Below are 17789 nucleotides of genomic sequence, written 5' to 3' on the forward strand. Positions count from 1 at the left end.
TCGTCAGTGCGTCGCTGAACGCAGCCTCGGGTTGAACACCCATCCCTGCAACAGGGCGAACCGGATCGCCGACGCCAGCCCATTGGCCAGGATCACCGCGATCAGCTCCGCCGTCGCCGACGAGCCCGATGGCAGGACGGCCAGGCTCAGCGTGGAGATCGCCAAGCCGATGAGGAAGGCGATGAGCCCGCCCAGATGATCGCGCACCGCTCCCGCCCTTCCGGTCACCCCGAACGTGAACCTCCGGTTGGCGGCGGTGTTGGCGATCGCCGTGGTGAGCATGGCGAGGGTGTTGGCGGCCATCGATGGCAGGATCGCGGAGAGCGCCCAGAACAGCACCAGATAGGCCACCGTGCACGAGGCTCCGACGACCGCGTAGGACGGCAGCCGGCGGGAGAGCGCGGCGGGGGCCGGGCCCGATGCGGCGGCCGGGGCGTGGGGAGTGACGGTCAGGACGCTCATGACGTCGATGATCGAGAGCCCGCATGGGAGCCCCCTTGGCCGAGCATGAAACGCAGGTGAGAAATGCCGCCGATCAGCGCGGCCTGGCCATGGTTCCTTCCGCGTGGCATTGTGCCTGCGTTCCGGCGCGCCCTACGATCTGATCATGAGAGTGGTCGATATCCGGATTTATCCTGTTAAATCCGGTGCTGGGTGTCCCGTGCCCGAAGCCACCGTGGAGCCCTGGGGGCTGGCCGGAGATCGGCGGTGGGCGGTCGTCGACGAGGCGGGCGACAATCTCTGGCTCGGCGAGTATCCCCGGATGGCGTCGGTCCGCGCGCAGAACGTGGACGGCGGCGGCCTCCTACTGTCCGCTCCCGGACTGCCCGACCTGCAAGTCCCCCCGGCCGCCGGGGAGCCGGTGCCTGTCGGCTTCACCGGCCTGGATCGGGCGATCCCCGCCGGCGACGAGGCCCACGCGTGGTTCACCCGGCTCCTGGGCCGCACCGCCCGGCTGGTCTGGCTGGACGACCCGCACCGCCGTACCATCGACCCGGCCCACGGCGGCCTGCCCGGCGAGGTCGTCAGCTTCGCCTGGGACGCGCCACTGCTGCTGACGTCCGCCGCGTCGCTACGCGTGCTGGATGAGCAGATCGGCGGGGACACCCCGCTCGACATGGCACGTTTCCGCCCCAATGCGGTGATCGACGGCGCCGCGCCGTACGCCGAGGATTCCTGGACCGACGTCAGGATCGGCGAGGTCGACTTCCGTGTCTCCGAGTTGTGCGACCGTTGCGCGGTCACCACCATCGACCCCGTGACCCTGGTCAAGGGCAAGGAGCCCCTCCGCACCCTCGCGAAGCACCGCCGGTGGGACGGCAAGACCTGGTTCGGCATCCGCCTGGTGCCGCGGAACCCGGGACGGCTCCGGCTCGGCGATCCGGTGACCGTCACATCGGATGGCCAGGGCTGATGGCCGCCCTGCAGGCGGTCCTGGTCCACGGTCTATGGTGGAGGTGAGGGAGGGTCATCAAGCCGAACCTGTGTTCCAGAGGAGGCTGTGATGAGGGAACACTACGTCTGGGTGACGACACGCCGCATCAGGCCGGACGCGCTGGAGGAGTTCGAACGGGCCTGGCGCCCGGAGCCCTATCCAGAGGGCCTGCGCCACGCCTACGCATACTGGTCCGAGGACGGGCAGGAGATCACCGGAGTCTCGTTCTGGGACTCGAAGGAGGCCTGCGACTCCTGGCGAACCTCCGAGGGCGAGGCGCGCCGACGCGAGGCCATGGCCCCTTACGTCGTCGAGGAGCGAGAAGGCTTCTACCGCGGCCGTGAGCTCGCCGTACCCGTGCGATAGAGGCAGCCGGGGGCGACGGCGCGTTGCCGCGCCGTCGCCTGGCTCGATCAGCTGTAGAAGTACTTGGAGCCGCGGTTCACAATGGTGCCCCGCTCGCCCCAGTAGGTCTTGACCGTGGCGCGGTAGTAGGTGTCCTCGTACGCGGTGGCCAGGCTCCGGCACGTGGGGTCACCGGAGCTGGTGGTGTCCCTCCAGGTGTACGAGGGGCCGCCCCCGTTGACCGGGACCAGCGCCACCTCCACCCAGCGAGAGCCCTCGCCGGTGTACGCGTCGGCGCAGATCCTGTCCGCACCGTCGTCGTAGGTGACGAGGCCGTCGCCGACGTTCCACGAGAACGAGGCCGCCGAGGCCGGCTGCGCGAGAACCATGCTCGCCGCCGCCACACCGATGCCCACAACGGCCGTCTGGATCAGTTTCTTCATCTTTTCCCTTCCGGCTCGAGCGGCTCGTCGCCGCTCGCAGCCGATCTTGGACCAGACGACCAGACTGACAAAAGGCCTGACACGGAGTGTTCGCCACCTAGACACCCAAACGTAGACATCCGCCCACCAAGGCGACATTCATCACACGAGACGCGTTAGACGCCGGAACGGTCCAGGGATCAGCCAACCCGGCGGAAGGCGACGGTCGCGCGGTAGCGGTCGTGGCGCTCCCCCTCCGCTTCGGCCTCGGCACTGATGACGTCCAGTTCGGCGTCTGGACCGAAGAAGGCGTGAGCCTCAGCCCGGGCGTTCTCTCTGATCTCGTCTGGAGTCGCTCCACTCACGGTGACCCGCAGGGTGAGCGGGAACCCTGTCACACTCATTGGCGGCCTTCTTTCGGAGGTTACGATCATTTTATGTTTGCCGGAATAAACGGCCACACCTGCAGCCTGCGCTCAACTAAAACCGTCCTCAAGCTGTAACAAAGACAGTAAAACTGGTATCTCCGTCTATTTGCCACCTTCGGCCTCCCCTGAGCCCGCAACGCGCGGTCGCTCGTCAGGAGTGGACGGCGCGGACCTCCGTCACCGTGAACGTGTTGGCGATGTGCTGGTTCTCGATGAGGAACCCGACCAGCCCGGCAACCGCCTCCGTCCCGGTGGCGGCCCGTGCCTGCCCGCTGAGGAGATAGACCAGGGGAGTGGACGGCTGGTCGAGCGAGAAGCTACAGCCGTGGCGGCGTACGTCTTTCAGCGCCCTGATCGGCATCGGCCGCGTCGAGGTGAACCACACCGCGACCTCCCACAGCGGCAACGCCGGGTCGGCCTCGGTCGAGGCGCGGTAGCAGGCGACACAACCCTGGCCGGCGTGCAGGCCGTGTGGGCAGGTCCATCGGACGACGTCGGCGTGGGACTGCTCGCGGGCGCCCAGCTTCGCCGTCTCCGTCACGCGGCGACGTACGCGTCGCGCCCGGTGCTCGGACGGGGGAAAGGAATCGGAAACGATGATCAAATCCTTTCGCGTACGTGCCGCGGCTGCTGTGGGGACGGATCTCTGCGGCAGGTGCCCCACGGAGTACAGATGTGGTCAGTCGGCGGCGGCGTTGTTCGGCCGGGTGAAGGAGACCAGGTGGTCGATCTCGGCGAAGCCGGCGGCGTCGAACAACGCCGCGGACGATTCCGGGTCGCCGGCGGCGTACAGGATCGCCTCCGATGCTCCGTGTTCACGCAGGAGGGCATCGGCCTGGAGCAGCAGCGCCCGTTCGAGGGCCGGATCGCCGTGGTCATCGGCCGCGCTGAACCACCACAGGACGCCGAGGCCGTCGATCGGCTCCTGCGCGACGAGTTCGGCGGAGGAATCGTCGTCTCGGGCCTTCAGCAACCAACCGGATGGGGCCGCGCTCGCGACGACCTCGACCGACGGGCACGCCGCGCCAGGAAGGTCACAGGGTGTCGTGCGGCGTAGGTAGCGCCAGGAGTTCCGGGCGACGAACCCCGCGTGTTCGAGCACCTTACGCGTGACGGGCCGGCGGCCCGTCGGCAGGGCGGCCAGGCCAAGGCCCAGCGCGGCGGTGAAGGCGTGCACAGGCTTGCCGCCGCCCAGTCGGCGAAGGGCGTGGAAGACGAGCGCTTCGACGACGTCCAGGATCTCACGTCCGTGCAACCACAGGATCTGCCCGGCGCTGCGATCTCGATGTGCCGCGTACGACACGACGCCCGCAGCGTGACCGTCCGGATCCACCAGCACGTCGATGCTGGGGTGTCTGATGTCGGCCCAGGGATCGGGATCGCGGCGGGACGTTCCGGCCACGGCCTGATCGAGCAGGTCCGGCGTGCACGGCGGCTGTCCGGGCAGGCGGTCGGCGTCGATGAGCGCCAGCACGGACTCTCTGTCCGCGTCACGGTAGCGGCGAATCCTCATCTCCGGTACGGGGGCGCGCGAGTGGCAGCACGTGAGGATCTCGGTCGCGGACATCGTGTTGCCGGTGCGTGCGGCGGTTCTCATGGCGGCGGCCGCAACGGGCCCCGTGGTGTCCGGCGGGATCACCAGGAGCAGGAAGCCATCCTGGCTGCCGCGGATCACCCTGATCGTGTTGGAGGTTGCCGAGAGGCCGCTGACACGCAGGAAATGACCGTCGATGAGCAGGTGGGCGGGGACCTCGTCCCATGCCGCCGTGTCGAGCCTGACCCGCAGGATGGGACCGAGCCGGTCCTCCAGGATGCGAACGAGGGCGGGCAGCTCGCGGTGGAGATCGGTGGAGTGGGGCCACCAGGCGCCGTCGAGCGTTCCGTCCCTGGTCAGCGTGGGCTCGAGGAACACCCGGGCCGGTTGGAGGGCGATGGGCATGACGGGTGCGTGGTGGTTCGGCATCTGATGTGCCGCCTGTCTCCGGCGCGATCGACCGGCTGGTCTGGGAAGACGCCGACGCGGCTGCCGACATGCGGAATATCCCAGGTAATCCACCATACGCCGCCCCGGCTCGGCTCCCTGAACCACACACGGGAATGCGGGATCTTGGGGGTGAACGCGGTCTGGGCCCGCACCCATTGCGGGTGCGGGCCCAGACTTACGAACGTGCGAGGTCAGGCGGGGACGATGTTCTCCGCCTGCGGGCCCTTCTGGCCCTGGACGATGTCGAAAGACACCTTCTGACCCTCGTGCAGCTCACGGTAGCCGCCATTGGCGACGATGTTGGAGTAGTGGGCGAAGACGTCGGCGCCGCCGCCGTCCTGCGCGATGAAGCCGAAGCCCTTTTCAGAGTTGAACCACTTGACGGTTCCGGAAGCCATGTCGATCTCCTCGAGATGTGTGCAGGGACGCAATTCGCACCGTGCGAATTGCCGTGTCGCCGCGATGAGCCCATCCGGAGATGACCGGGAAACAAAAACGCGCCTTGCAATCACTCTGCCAGGCGCGCACAAAGCATGTTATGGGTACAACAACTGCAACGACAGGTAGTCTAGCACAGGCATTCCACCACATCGTCCAGCCGTCCAGCGGGCATTTATCGGCAATCGCGATTTACTCACGGCTGAACATATCCGGCAGGTGGGCACGCACCGCCTGCAACCGCCGCGGCACCGCTACGTGGGCGGGAGCCCACGCGTACTTGCGCGGCGAGGGCGTGATCGGCCACCATCGTCGGCATGACTAGTGGAAAGGGCGGTCTCCGCCCAGGCCGTTGAGGCCCATGGAGCCGGCCGAGGAGCCGGCCCACGACATCAATCTCCCCGCCGCCACGTTGCTGGCGCATCTTGAACCCCTGCCGCACCCGCGCCGCATGCGCGCGCTCGCACTCCACGCCCGCCGCCTGGCCGGCACCTCCCACCTGCGCGTTCTCCTGCGGGAGCTGCTCTCGCAGGACCAGTACGCGCGGCGCATGGCCCTGCACGTGGCCATGGCGGCTCGCGACCTCGGTTTCATCCAGGAGATCCTCGCCGGGCCGGACATGGGGCTGCGACGCGCGGCCCTGCGCGCGGTGCGCACCCTGCCGGTGCCTGATCCGGCGGTGGCCGCCGTGCTTCAGGACGCGCCCACTGAGCTGCGGCTGGCGTTGTACCGCACGCTGACGCAGGCCCGCAGGACCGCACTGGCCGAGTCCCTGCTGCCGGACGTCCACGCTCGCTGGGGGGACCGCGAGGCCGCCGCGCTGCTGCCTGCCTGCGGCGCCGGGACCGTCACGCAATGGCTGCCCAAGCTCGCCCATGCGGTGACGTCCTGGGCGGCGCTGTCCAAACGGCACGCGGGCGCGGTCATGGCGGTGGCCGAGCAGGATTTGTCCACGGGAGTTCCGGCGTGGGCCTGGTGGCGTCGCCGCGGCGCGGGTGTGGCGCGCGCCGCGCTCGCCGAGCCGGCGCTCATGCTGGCCCTGCTGGAACGACACGACCTGCGTCACCTCGCCTTCCGGCTGCCGGGTGCGGTGCTGAACGCACTGTTCAGGGCGGACCCCGCACATGCCATCAAAGTGCTGGTCGACGGCTCATCGATCGGCTGGGCGGAGCCGCCCAAGGCGCTGCTCCGCCACCTGCGGTCGGGTTCGGAAGCGGAGATCCTGCGCCTTGCCTCGGCCGAACACCGGCTCGGCCCGGTGTTGCGGTCGCTGCCACCCGCCCGGCGGACCGCGATCTTCGAGGCGGCCGCCGAGCGTAGAGGTGGCTCGACCGGGCTGTGGGGAATGCGGCTGCTCAGGTGGCTGCCTGCCGAGACGGCGGCGGGCGCGGCCGGACGCATGCTCGCCTGGCACGACTCGGTGTGGCACTCGGCCCGTTCCCGCCTGGACGATCCGGACATCCCGCTGGAGCTCACCTCCTACCTGCCGTACGAGGAGGCCGTCGGCCCGCTGCGCGAGGCGGCCGTGGGCGGGGACCCGCGGCGGCGCGGGCTGGCCAGGACCCTGCTGGTGCAGTGCACGGCCCGGACCCGGAACCGGGCGGCGCTCCACACGCTCCTGGCCGACCTGGCCCTGCGTACCGTCAACGAACAGGATCCGCTCCGCCGGGACCTGCTGACTGCCCTGGCGGACGTACCGCCGGGGCTGCTCGACGACTCCTGTGCGGAGACGCTCGAACGCATCGCCACCGACGCGGTCGACCGGAAGCGCTTCGCAGCGTCTTGAATTCTCTATAGTTCCCTGAAGGAATCAGGCAACCCGGGCAGGCGTAGCCTGGCCCAAGCCACCCCGGTGCTCGGCGAGTGCGAGCACCGGGGTGGCTTGGGCGTGGTGGAAGCCGGTCCGGTGGTGAGAATTCCTGACATGCCCTGTCCGGGACGGCGGGCGCCGTGTCGGCTGGGGTGCATGGCCCGCCGGACGCTGTCCACTCCTGGCAGGGAATGGGGCGGGCACCGTGCGCCGGTCGGGCACACGGCTGGAGGTCATCAATGTACGCACCGAGCTGGTGCGTGCCGGTCGTTTCGGGGTGGGACGGCTCTTGGACCTGTCCCGCGCCGCCGGTCGGGGGTGCAGGTCGGTCCGGGTACGGCGGGCGCGCCGGGCGGCACGGGTGGGTTTGCGCGTTCGGCGGGCGCGGGCCACGTTGCCCTCCACCACTTGGGGGATGGTGCGCTGCCCGGTGGTGCGGTCGGTGCGGGTGGCCTGCTGGCCGAGCAGGCCGCGGGCCAGGATGCGTTCGGCCGCCGCCCAGTCCCGATCACACGACAGCCCGCACGCCGGGCACCAGGCCCACGCCCAGCCCCGCTCGGCGAGCCGGTCCGGGGCCGGACAATGCGTCAGCACCGACGTGCCGTCACCGCACCGGGGACAGTACTTGGACGTGCCGCGGGCCGGGACGGTGACCACGGCGATGCTGTGCTTCGCCGCCAGGTGCCGGATCGCCTCCACGACCTGCCCGCGCACCTGCCCCGACAGCCGCGCGTTCGCCCGTCCCCGCCGCCCTCGCGCCTCCAGGGTGGCCAGGTCCTCCATGTAGATGACCGTCGCCCCGGCGGCGAGGGCTTGGTCGAGTGCCCAGCGGGCCGCCGACCAGGCCAGCGCCTTGTTCAGGTGCCGGATGCGCGCGCACAGCCGCTCGTGCTCGACGCTGATGACCTCATACGCCGCGGCCAACGCGGGGAAGCGGCGGTCGGCGGGCGGGATGCCCGCAAGCAGCCTTTCCTGGTGTTTGCGTTTGGTGGCCAGGTGCTCGCGCTCGGCCCGCAGCCGGTGCAGCTTGGCCGACACGCCGCTGGCGTCGTAGGTCAGCGGCCGTCCATCGGAGACGACCCGGCCGCCGTTCAGGCGTCCTGTCGCGCCGGTCAGGAGGGTGTTGACGCCCCAGTCGAAGGCGCACGCCACCACATGTCCGGTGGCGGGCGCGAAGCCGATCGGGCTCTGGAACGGCAGATCGACACGCACCCGGCCCTTGGCCACCCGCAGCGTGGGGGTGCACAGCTTCGCCTGGGGCGGGACGGTCGGTGGCAGGGTGATCGGCAGCACGTGCCAGGCCCAGTCCCTACCGGAGGCGGGGGATTCGGTCAGGGGGAGGCGTATCCGCAGGCGGGCGCCGCCCTCGCCGGTGCGTTCCAGGGTGACGAGTTGCTTGTCGGCCGCGGCCAGCACGATCTGCGCCGCGATGTTCGGCGGCTGTTCCAGGTCGGTCAGATCGGCCGGCAACACGCCATGCTCGTCCAGGTAGGCGCGGACCTGCCGGGTGCGGTGACGGATCTCCGCCGCGCTCACCCCGTCCGGCAGGACCTTGCGCAGCGCCTGCCATTCGGCGTCGGTCCGCTTGCGCGCATCGCCCGGCCAGGTGGTCGTGATCGCCGCCACCAGCGTGCGGCGGTGCAGCGCCAGCCGCAGGGTGCGGGCGGCCTGCTCCTGGGCACAGCGCAGCACCCGATCACAGACATGCACGCCCGCAGCCGGGGCCAGGGCCCAGCCCAGCCGCCGCACCGCCATCCAGCCCTTGGCCGGCAACGCCCGCCCGTCCAACCCGACCCCGCAGGCCAGCGCGTCCAGATCAGCCACCGTCCAGCGGGCGGCGACCAGACGGGCGGTCAGGTCCCGGGCCAGGCCGGCCAGCCAGGCGACCCGTTGTGCCAGCAACGGCTGGGGGACGACCTGGCCGGTCTGCTCCACCAGCGCGGCATAGGCGGTGCAGGGGGCGGTCGCGGTGAGCTTGCTCATGCGCCGCCCCGGCATGCGAGGCGGCATCGACAGAGGCGGCATCGATAGGTGTAGTGATGCGTGTGCCGCTCGACCTGCACCCCGCCCACCCCTCGCTTCCCGCACCCCAAACCCACGATGTGTAACGGAAACACTACCAAGAGTTTGCCCCTTGGGGTAGAACGCTTGAGCGAAATCCCAACCGGCCGGACACCACCGCCCGCACCCTCAACGCACCGCGGCCCTGCCCGCACCCCCGCCCAGATCGCACGACACGAATCCCGGCGGGCCGCCCGGCCCCTCGCCCTGCAGGCACATTCCACCGGCATAGTGTGCACCACGAGATCGAGACCGGCTCCGGCACGCTACCGACGACTCGACCCGGACCCGATCCGCAGCGCCCGCCCCCGCCGAGACCCGAACCACCACGCCCGGACCCGCCCACCACAGCAAGGCCGCAACGGGATCATCGCAGAGCCCTAGGCTTTCATAGCGAATATAAAGAACCGTTCATACCCTGGCCGGTCGGATCCTGCGGCATCACGACCCGGCCGCCGCACCCGCGCTGACCACATGGGGGCTGGGCGCGTACGGAAAGCTGGTGGCCCGCCACGGCGCGGGCGGCCTGCCCGCACAGGCGCTCCAGGCCTCCCCCGTCCGCCGCCGTCGCGACTACGCCGACGAGCCCATGGAGCCACACGGTCTGGACCGGGTGTTGCGTGCGGGCCAGGAGCACGACCTGCTGGCAGTGCTGCGCCCGCACCTGCGCGCCGCGCGCGAGCGGGAGGACTTCACCCTGGCCGTGGCCCTCGCCCACGCGCTCGGCCGCCGCTCATGGGCGCTGGCCGAACTCCAGGACGACTTGCGCGCCGCCATCCGCACGGCGCCGGAGCCGCTCGCCCGCGAGGCCGCCGACCTGTGGCTGACCCGCCCGCACGGCCGCCGCCGGCGACCCCCCGCCCGGGCGTCCCGGCCGGCGGGAGCCGACACGGCCGCCGCCCAGCCGCCGCCGAACCCTGCGACCCTCCGGCTGGAGCGGGCGGCCGAGCTCGTACGCGAGGACCCGTCGGCCGTGACGCTGCCCGCCGTCTGGCGCACGGTGGCCCGGCACCGCACCGACCTCCTCCTCCCGCTGCTGAACGGGAACCACGGCGGCCGGTTCGCCAACTCCTCGTCGGCGCCACCGGCCGGTCGCGGCCGGTTCGCCGATCCCACGTGGGTGCCGGCGGTATGCGGCGGCGACGCCGGCCGGTGGACACCCGAGCAGCGCGACCGGATACGCACCGGGCTCGCCGCCGTCGTGGACGACGAGCGACTGCCCGTCGCCGCCAGGGTGGCCGCCGTCCAGGTGACCGGCCTGATCGGCGGAGGTCTCGCCCTGCTCGCCACATGGGCGCTGGCGGAACTGCTCCGGGACCGGCCGGTCCTCGCGGCCCGTACGGCCGACCAGGCGATCTCGAAGCTGTTCGGGAACTACGGCAGGCGGCCGCCGATACCGCCCGCGGCGGGCTGCCCGCCGCCCGGCGCCTGACGGACCGCGGCGATCTGGCGGGGGCCCTGTTCGCATGCGCACTCACCCGGGTCGGCGGGGAGCGCACCGACTGGGCCGCCCCATGGCGGGAGCTCCTCCGTGACCTACGTGACTCCCCATACCTGGAGGTACGCCAGGAAGCCTGGGACACCACCGTCGACCGACTCCAGGGGACGAGCCGGCTTGGCGCTCGTGTCTGCGGATTCGGGACAAGTTGACGAGGAAATGACGTTATATGTCCGGGCGCTTGACGTGCGATGAACGCCTCAGTCATGTGCACTTCATAGGCTCGATGAAATGGCAAAGCTGAAATGCACCGCTGGGCAGGCAGCCCTTGCCCTCGTCCTGGCCGCCTCAGCCGCCGGTGTGGGCGGGGCCGCGATGTTGGCCGCCCGCGAAGACGTACCCCAGAGTCCCCCGATCACCGCATCGATCTCCGGCTCGGGCTCGACCGCGCAGAAGGGCGCGATGGACGCCTGGCGTGCCGAGTTCCACCGCATCCACCCCGGCCTGCGGGTGGACTACGAGGCCAACGGATCGGGGGACGGCATCCGGGACTTCATCGCGGGCACCACCGCGTTCGCCGGCTCCGACGTCGCGATGCACCCCTCCGAACAGGCGCTGGCCGACCGGCGCTGCGGCAGCCGCGCGGTGCACCTGCCGATGGTGGTCGGCCCCATCGCGCTGGCCTACAACCTTCCGTCCGTGCCGGATCTGAAGCTCTCGCCCACCACCCTGACCGGCATCTTCAGCGGGCGGATCACCAGATGGGACGCCCCGGAGATCGCCGCCGACAACCAGGGCAAGCGCCTGCCGCACACCGGCATCCGCTTCTTCCACCGCTCCGACAGCTCAGGGACGACCCACAACTTCACCACCTATCTCAAGGCGGCGGGCCGCTGGCCGCACCAACCGTCCAGGAAGTGGCCGAGCCGGGGGCACGGCGTCGCGGGCTCCTCGGGAATCATCGACGCCGTCCAGCACACCGAGGGGTCCATCGGGTACGTGGAGTACGGGTTCGCCAGCACCGCCCGCCTGCCTACCGCGAAGGTGCGCAACGCCTCCGGCCAGTTCGTGGCGCTGTCGCCCCAGAGCGCCACCAAGGCGCTGGAGGGCACCCGGATGGCCGGCCGGAACGATGACCTGGTGGTGGAGTTCGACTACCTGACAAAGGTCAAGGGCGCCTACCCCATCGTCCTGGTCACGTACGAGATCACCTGCTCGAAGAACGCCGACCCGCTCGTCGAAACCTTCCTCCGTTACACCGCCGGCGACGCCGGCCAGTCCTACCTCTCCCTGTACGGTTACGCCCCGCTCCCCCAGGACCTCCTCGCCAAGGTGCGTCAGCGGCTCGACGTCACCGACTGAGCCATCGGGTTGCGCGGCCGCTCTGGCGCCCTTCCTGCTGGCCTTCACCGTGCTCGACCTGCTGCCACCGGGCGTAGCGGATCGAGCGGCCCTGCCGCTGGTGCGGGCCGCCCGGACCGGCCCGGCGACGCGGTGACCACAGATCATTTCGCGAAGATTCTGGTAACAAACATTTCCCGAAATAACCGGTCTATCGTATTGCCATTGACTGGAATTGTTGGAACATATGGTCTGAGTCGTCGAGTGAGGTCCATAGATCGCTTACCGCGAGAGGGTGGGCGGCGAGGGGAAAGGGGCAACGCTCATGCACGGAAGAGCTGTCCGAAACCTGGCCAAGCTCGATTCCACGCAAGCCAGAATCACCCGGATATTCGACGCCGCAGCAGGTGGGAAGAACAACTTCCTGCTGGACAAGGCCACAGTGCGCCATTTCGATCAAGTGACCCCCGCGATCACGACCGCCGCCCGCGCCGTGCTTCAGTTTTTGTCCCGAGTGGTACGCCACTTGGCCGCCGACGAAGGCGTGGACCAATTCATGATCGTGGGGAGCGGAGTCCCCAGCGGCCTCTCGGCCGGGCACCGATTGCATGACATAGCGCGCCGCGCCTCGGCCAACCCCGATCTGCGGGTCGTGTACGTGGAGAACGACCCGATGGTGGTGACCATGGCGCAAGCCACCATCGAACCCTTCACCGACCTGGTCCGCGTGGTGGAGGGTGACGTGCGGGAGATCGACGAGATGCTCGGGGACCAGGTGATCCACACGTTCCTCGACTGGGACCGGCCACTGGCTGTGTTGCTGCTGTCGACGTACAGCCTCGACGACGATGAATACGCCCATTACGTCATCAAGCGACTCCGGCACATCGCGCCGATGGGAAGCTTCCTCGGCCTGTTGCACACGACGTTCGACAGCATCCCGCCGGAGTTGCTGCCCGCCATCCGCGATCTGCTCGCCATGACGCTGCCGGGTCTCACGATCCGCTCCAGGGACGAGGTCGCGGCCTTGCTGGACGGTCTCGACCTGGTGGAGCCCGGTCTGGTGTGGGTCCCGCAGTGGCGTCCCGCCGGGCGTGATCTCGCCTGCCGCGACCAGCCAGGCTCATCGGGAAACTACGGGGCCGTGGCCCGCATCCCCTGAGCACGGATACCGCACGACCACCGAGACACGAAATCACAACAATCCTGTCTATCCCGGATTCCAAGAGTGAGGACGGCGGGTTACCGTAGGGATTGGGAGCGCTCCCAAGCGAGAGATGTGATGCAGATGTCCCCCCATCCCGGCTCCTTGTCGGCCGCACCGATCCGCACGGCGGAGTACGTGCTGCCGTCAGTGCCCTCCGGCGTCGGCGAGGCGCGCTCCCTCGTCCGCACCAAATTGACCGTCTGGGGCCTCGAGAAGGTCATCGACGATTGCCTGCTCATCGTCAGCGAACTGGTCACCAACGCCGTACGGTACGGCGGAGCGGCCTATGCGCTGCGCCTGGAACAACGTGACGGCCGGCTGTACGGCGAGGTTTTCGACCCGGGTGACGGCGACCCCCACCCGTGCTCAGTAGATGTCGACGCGCTCTCGGGCCGCGGGCTTCAGATCGTCGCGGCGATCGCCGACGACTGGGGAGTGTCCGCCGCGAACGGCGGCAAGATCGTGTGGTTCTCCGTCAGCCACACAGCCTGACGGCGTGCGGCCTTCTGCACGCGTCGGCCCGGCCCCCGGCGCCGCGGCAGGCAGGCGAAGGGGGCCGGGCTCGGCAGCGTGGGTGCTCAGAACCTGATCTTCCGCAGGTAGCGGTATCCGACCTCCGCCGTCTGCCGGGGAGTCACGTCGGGAGTGTCGTTCTCCACGATGTACTCCAGCACACGGTGCCTGTCCAAGATCCGCCGGAAGTCGATCGTCCCGGTGCCCAGGTCGGCCATGTCACCGTCGAGATGCCGGTCCTTGACGTGGAACTGCAGCACGCGCTGCGGCGCCTCCCGGATGACGTCGAGCGCGAAGCGCACCGGGTCGGCGGCGCCGCGCCCGACGCCACCGGTGACCGCCCAGTAGATGTCGATCTCCAGGTGGACCAGCCGGGGATCAAGCTCGGCGGTGAGCACGTCCCATGGCGTCTTCCCGCCGCCGAGGTCGATCGTGAACTCGTGGGCGTGGTTGTGGTAGCCGTACCGCAGCCCGGCCTTGCGAGCCGCCAGGGCCTCGACGTTCATGCGCTCGGCCCAGGCCTTCCACTGGTCCTCGCTGTCGGAGTTCAGATAGGGCACCACCATGAAGGACTGGCCGAGGGTCAGCGCGTTGGAGATCTTCGTCTCCAGGCCGGCGTCGTCCGCGCTGATGCCGTCGTGGCTGGAGGTGGCACGGATGCCGAGCCCGTCGAGAAACGCGCGGAGCTGCTGCGCCGTACGGCCGAAGTAGCCGAGCGCGAGCTCGACCTTCGGGTAGCCGATCTCGGCCAGGTAGGCCAGGGTCGCGTCGTAGTTCTTGGCGAGGTCGTCGCGTACGGTCCAGAGCTGGATGCTGATCTCGCCCGGCGGGACGCGGTCCCTGCCGTGGTGGTGCGGCGAGGTCGCCGCGGCGGCAGGGGAAGCGGCGGCGAAGGCGGCCGCTCCGAGTCCGAGGCCCGCGGCGAGCAGGGAGCGCCTGCTGGGGCCATAGCCGTAACACATGGGGGTTCTCCTAACTGGTGGGCTCGAGTACGGCCTGGTCGCTACCGGTCAGCGAGGGCAGCCCGTCGCCGCCGGGGTCGGTGTAGGTGGCGACGAAGACGCCGGTGAGGTCGTCGCTCCCCGGGTCGTGGCCGCTCGGCTCAGTGGTCTGGATGGAGCCGGTGCAGCCGCGTGCCGTGGTCTGCGGATGGCCGTGGTCGTCGTGGCCGAGGATGTAGTCCACGGTCACGTTCGCGCAGTTCACCGGCTGGTCGTCGGTGACGCGTACCTCGAACTCGACCACGTCGCCGAAGGCGACCTGCCCGCCGTCGGCGGGCCGGACCAGCTCCACGACCGGCGCGGCGTTGCCGACCACGATCCGCACCGACGTCGCCGCGGACATGCCGGCGGGATCGGTGACCCGGAGGGTGGCGTGGTAGAGGCCGTTCTGCTGGTAGGTGTACGAGGCGTCGGGGCTACGCGCGTCGACCCTGCCGTCGGCGTTGAAGTCCCACGCGTAGCGGAGCCTGTCGCCGTCGGGGTCGGACGTGCCGGCGCTGGTGAAGGCGACCGTGAGCGGCGCGTGGCCGGCGGTCGCCGACGCCGCGGCCACCGGGATGGGCGTGTGGTTGCCGGTGTAGCCGATGTAGTCGAAGCGCGAGAGCTGGGCGTCCGGGTTCTCGCTGAAGAAGCCGTCGCCATACTCCAGCACGTACAGCGCCCCGTCGGGGCCGAACTCCATGTCCATCGGGTTGTCGAAGACGAGCGAGGGCAACACGTTCTCGATCCGCCGCCCGTTGTCGTGGAAGGCCTTGACGTAGTCACGGGTCCACTCGTAGAAGAGCGGGACGCCGTCGTAGTACTTCGGCCAGGCGATGGGCGCGCGTCCGCTCGCCGTGCGTGGGTCGAAGTCGTACGCGGGCCCGGCCATCGGGCCGATGCCGCCGGTGCCCAGCTGCGGGAACTCCTGCGACGGCCCGTACGAGTACCAAACCTCCGGCTGGACCACCGGCGGCAACACACGCAGGCCGGTGTTCCGCGGCGACTCGTTGACGGGCGCGGCGCAGGTGAACGGCGCGCGTGACGCGCCGGTGGCGAAGTCGTAGTCGACGTACGGGAGCCGCGCGGTCGCGCAGTAGGGCCAGCCATAGTTGCCGGCCTTGCGGACGACCGCCCATTTGCCGTGCCCCGCCGGGCCACGCTGGGGATCGGCCTCGTCCGCGTCGGGCGAGTAGTCGGCCACGTACAGATCGCCGGTGCGCCGGTTGAGCTCGATGCGGAACGGGTTACGCAGCCCCATCGCGTAGATCTCCGGCCGGGTGCCCGCCGTGCCGGGCCTGAACAGGTTGCCGCGCGGGATCGTGTAGGACCCGTCGTCGCGTACCTTGATGCGCAGGATCTTGCCGCGCAGGTCGTTGGTGTTGCCGGAGCTGCGCTGGGCGTCGAACGCCGGGTTGCGGTCGGCCCGCTCGTCGATCGGGGTGTAGCCGTCGGAGAAGAACGGGTTGGTGTCGTCGCCGGTGGACAGGTAGAGATTGCCGTCGGCGTCGAAGACGATGTCCCCGCCGACGTGGCAGCAGATGCCGCGGTCCACCGGCACGTCGAGGACGCGCTGCTCGCTGCGCAGGTCGATGGTGGCACCGGTGAAGCGGAACCTGGACAGCCGGATCAGCCCCTTGAAGGGCGCGAAGTCCTGCGGTGTGCCGGTGAACGGCGCGTCGCCTTCGTTGACGTCGGGCGTGGCGGGGTCGTCGATCGGGGTGTTGAGCGGCGGGGAGTAGTAGAGGTAGACCCAGTCGTCCTGCTTCGAGCCCGTGCCGAAGCCGGGGCTGAGGGCGATGCTCTGCAGCCCCTCCTCGTCGTGCTGGTAGACGTCGAGCCGGGCGGCCAGCGTGTTGAGTCCGGTCTTGGGGTCGTGCAACCAGACCTCGCCGGGGCGGGTGGTGTGCAGGACCCTCGAATCCGGTAACACCGCCAGGTCCATCGGCTCGCCCGGATTGTCGTTGAGTGTCACCTTCTGGAATTGGGCGTCTGGCGGCGGGGCCGCGGCTCCGGCGGTTCCCGTAGCGTTCGCGGCGGCGGCCGGCATGAGGATCGCCGCGGCCGTCATGGCCGCGATCATGGTTCGCGCTCCCATGCCTCTCCCTTCGGTCTACTCGGGGGATAAGAGAGGGCAAAGTAACGTGAATGTAACCCGACTTCCGCCGATCGACGAGAGCCTAATTACCGAAAACCGCGACACCTTTCGCGTCCGATCGGACTAAGTGCCCCGCACGGGCCCGCTGCTGGGGCACATCCGCCCAGGTAGGCCTGGTCTCTTGAGTCGACCCCGCTGACGATGCCCGCCCTGTCGGACGCAGCCGCTAGTCCCCCGGGCTCTCGTACTCGAGCGGTACGAACGTGAGGGAGTCGAGGCGGTGGCGGAAGTCGTCGGAGATCCCCTTCACGGTCATCGAGACGCCCGGGGCCGCCTTGACCTGTTCGTGCGCCGTGAGGAGGGCGGAGATGCCGATGGAGTCCCAGAAGCTCATGCTGCTTAAGTCCAGAACGAGGCGGCGCGGCCGGGCCGCCTCGATCAGGGACTCGACGGCGGCCGTGAGGTCGGGGGCCGTTCCCTGGTCGAGGTCGCCGATCAGGCGCAGCGTGGTGTGGCCGTCATCGTCGTGCCGGGTGAGCCGGAAAGAGGGGCGTCGAGGGTGGGGAAGGGCGAAGCCGACGCCGGCGACGGTGCCGTCCGGGCCCCTGATCACGAAGTGGCGGTCGCCCAGGGAGCGGACGATCCACAACCCGTGACCGAACTCGTACGGCCACGCGGGGGCTCCCGGCACCGCGGCACAGCCGGGGTCGATGACCTGGCAGTGCACCATGCCGTCCGCCGTCCGCAGGCGCACCCGTCCCGCGCCCGAGCCGTGCAGGATGACGTTGGTGGCCAGCTCGTGCACGGCGAGCACCAGGTCGGCGGTGCGGCCCTCCGGCAGGCCGGCCTCGATCGCGTGCGCTTCCACCGTCGCCCGCAGGACATACAGCGAGTCGCGGTCGAACGACTGCTCCCACACCACCTTGCCGATGGCCGCCACCTCCCGGGCGCCCGAGTGGTCGCCCACTACCCCGCGAGCGGCGGACGACACCTGTGATTTCGACGTACCCCTCGGTGCCGTTGACGCGGATGAGAGGGGTCCTGCTGGGCAGGGGACCGAAGAAGGGGGAGTCGAGATGAGCAACCCAAAGGATCAGGCGCCTGCGGAGCGGGAAGACGACGAAGAAACCATCCGGACCTTGCTGACCACGGCCAAGGAGGAGTCGCCCGTGCTCGCTGCGGACGAGGAGCCCGTGCTCGCTGCGGACGAGGAACCCGGTGAGATCCTGGACGAATTCGACGCGGCCTTCATCAGGAGCAAAGAGCTGAACCCTGACGACTTCGAGTGA

The 17789-nt window shown here is 69.8% G+C and carries 18 protein-coding genes; 8 read left to right on the plus strand and 10 right to left on the minus strand.

The genetic code is table 11. The features are described from left to right. Positions 1-3: 3 nt before the first annotated feature. On the minus strand, positions 4-462 hold the full coding sequence (locus Q9G87_RS47555) for a GtrA family protein (protein WP_305923268.1): 459 nt from the start codon (positions 460-462) through the stop codon (positions 4-6). A 145-nt stretch (positions 463-607) separates the two neighbouring features. On the opposite strand from Q9G87_RS47555, the gene Q9G87_RS47560 reads away from it, so the two are divergent. Then, a complete protein-coding gene (locus tag Q9G87_RS47560; RefSeq protein ID WP_305923269.1) occupies positions 608-1414 on the plus strand; it encodes an MOSC domain-containing protein in 807 nt (268 codons plus the stop codon). A gap of 90 nt (positions 1415-1504) precedes the next feature. Beyond that, positions 1505-1801: a hypothetical protein gene (locus Q9G87_RS47565; protein ID WP_305923270.1), complete on the plus strand. Its 297-nt coding sequence runs from the start codon at positions 1505-1507 to the stop codon at positions 1799-1801. Positions 1802-1848: 47 nt separating this feature from the next. Here the strand turns inward: Q9G87_RS47565 and Q9G87_RS47570 are convergent, their stop codons facing one another. From Q9G87_RS47570 to Q9G87_RS47590, 5 genes are all read right to left on the minus strand, one after another. Further along, positions 1849-2223 (minus strand): hypothetical protein, encoded by a 375-nt coding sequence (locus tag Q9G87_RS47570; protein ID WP_305923271.1) that lies wholly within the window; start codon positions 2221-2223, stop codon positions 1849-1851. A 179-nt stretch (positions 2224-2402) separates the two neighbouring features. Next, entirely contained in the window at positions 2403-2606 is a 204-nt protein-coding gene (locus tag Q9G87_RS47575; protein ID WP_305923272.1) for a hypothetical protein, read from the minus strand. Between the two features lie 175 nt (positions 2607-2781). Then, positions 2782-3171, minus strand: a complete 390-nt coding sequence (locus Q9G87_RS47580; RefSeq protein WP_305923273.1) for a hypothetical protein — start codon at positions 3169-3171, stop codon at positions 2782-2784. A gap of 138 nt (positions 3172-3309) precedes the next feature. Beyond that, on the minus strand, positions 3310-4569 hold the full coding sequence (locus Q9G87_RS47585; protein WP_305923274.1) for a DUF5994 family protein: 1260 nt from the start codon (positions 4567-4569) through the stop codon (positions 3310-3312). 236 nt (positions 4570-4805) lie between these two features. Continuing rightward, positions 4806-5012, minus strand: a complete 207-nt coding sequence (locus Q9G87_RS47590; RefSeq protein ID WP_305923275.1) for a cold-shock protein — start codon at positions 5010-5012, stop codon at positions 4806-4808. Between the two features lie 401 nt (positions 5013-5413). On the opposite strand from Q9G87_RS47590, the gene Q9G87_RS47595 reads away from it, so the two are divergent. Next, positions 5414-6838 (plus strand): hypothetical protein, encoded by a 1425-nt coding sequence (locus Q9G87_RS47595; protein ID WP_305923276.1) that lies wholly within the window; start codon positions 5414-5416, stop codon positions 6836-6838. 24 nt (positions 6839-6862) lie between these two features. On the opposite strand, the gene Q9G87_RS47600 is transcribed toward Q9G87_RS47595, so the two are convergent. Continuing rightward, on the minus strand, positions 6863-8845 hold the full coding sequence (locus tag Q9G87_RS47600) for a transposase (protein WP_305923277.1): 1983 nt from the start codon (positions 8843-8845) through the stop codon (positions 6863-6865). Positions 8846-9425: 580 nt separating this feature from the next. Here Q9G87_RS47600 and Q9G87_RS47605 point away from each other — a divergent pair. The 4 genes from Q9G87_RS47605 to Q9G87_RS47620 all read left to right on the plus strand — a co-directional run bounded on the left by Q9G87_RS47605 (position 9426) and on the right by Q9G87_RS47620 (position 13401). After that, positions 9426-10355 carry a hypothetical protein gene (locus Q9G87_RS47605; RefSeq protein ID WP_305923278.1) on the plus strand — a complete coding sequence of 310 codons (930 nt, stop codon included), beginning with the start codon at positions 9426-9428 and terminating at the stop codon, positions 10353-10355. Between the two features lie 297 nt (positions 10356-10652). After that, a complete protein-coding gene (gene pstS / locus Q9G87_RS47610; protein WP_305923279.1) occupies positions 10653-11723 on the plus strand; it encodes a phosphate ABC transporter substrate-binding protein PstS in 1071 nt (356 codons plus the stop codon). A 304-nt stretch (positions 11724-12027) separates the two neighbouring features. Beyond that, positions 12028-12864, plus strand: a complete 837-nt coding sequence (locus Q9G87_RS47615) for an SAM-dependent methyltransferase (RefSeq protein WP_305923280.1) — start codon at positions 12028-12030, stop codon at positions 12862-12864. A gap of 126 nt (positions 12865-12990) precedes the next feature. Further along, complete coding sequence (locus Q9G87_RS47620; RefSeq protein ID WP_305923281.1) at positions 12991-13401, plus strand: ATP-binding protein; 411 nt, start codon at positions 12991-12993, stop codon at positions 13399-13401. An 86-nt stretch (positions 13402-13487) separates the two neighbouring features. On the opposite strand, the gene Q9G87_RS47625 is transcribed toward Q9G87_RS47620, so the two are convergent. From Q9G87_RS47625 to Q9G87_RS47635, 3 genes are all read right to left on the minus strand, one after another. Further along, the gene (locus Q9G87_RS47625; RefSeq protein WP_305923282.1) at positions 13488-14384 is read right to left on the minus strand and encodes a sugar phosphate isomerase/epimerase family protein; all 897 of its coding nucleotides are present in this window, start codon (positions 14382-14384) and stop codon (positions 13488-13490) included. 10 nt (positions 14385-14394) lie between these two features. Then, positions 14395-16500, minus strand: coding sequence for a PQQ-dependent sugar dehydrogenase (locus tag Q9G87_RS47630; RefSeq protein WP_305923283.1), 2106 nt, complete (start codon positions 16498-16500; stop codon positions 14395-14397). A gap of 226 nt (positions 16501-16726) precedes the next feature. Further along, entirely contained in the window at positions 16727-17491 is a 765-nt protein-coding gene (locus Q9G87_RS47635; RefSeq protein WP_305923284.1) for an STAS domain-containing protein, read from the minus strand. Positions 17492-17576: 85 nt separating this feature from the next. Between Q9G87_RS47635 and Q9G87_RS47640 the strand changes: the two genes are divergently transcribed. After that, the gene (locus Q9G87_RS47640; protein ID WP_305923285.1) at positions 17577-17789 is read left to right on the plus strand and encodes a hypothetical protein; all 213 of its coding nucleotides are present in this window, start codon (positions 17577-17579) and stop codon (positions 17787-17789) included.

It is taken from the genome of Nonomuraea turcica, assembly GCF_030718205.1.
Lineage (GTDB): Bacteria > Actinomycetota > Actinomycetes > Streptosporangiales > Streptosporangiaceae > Nonomuraea.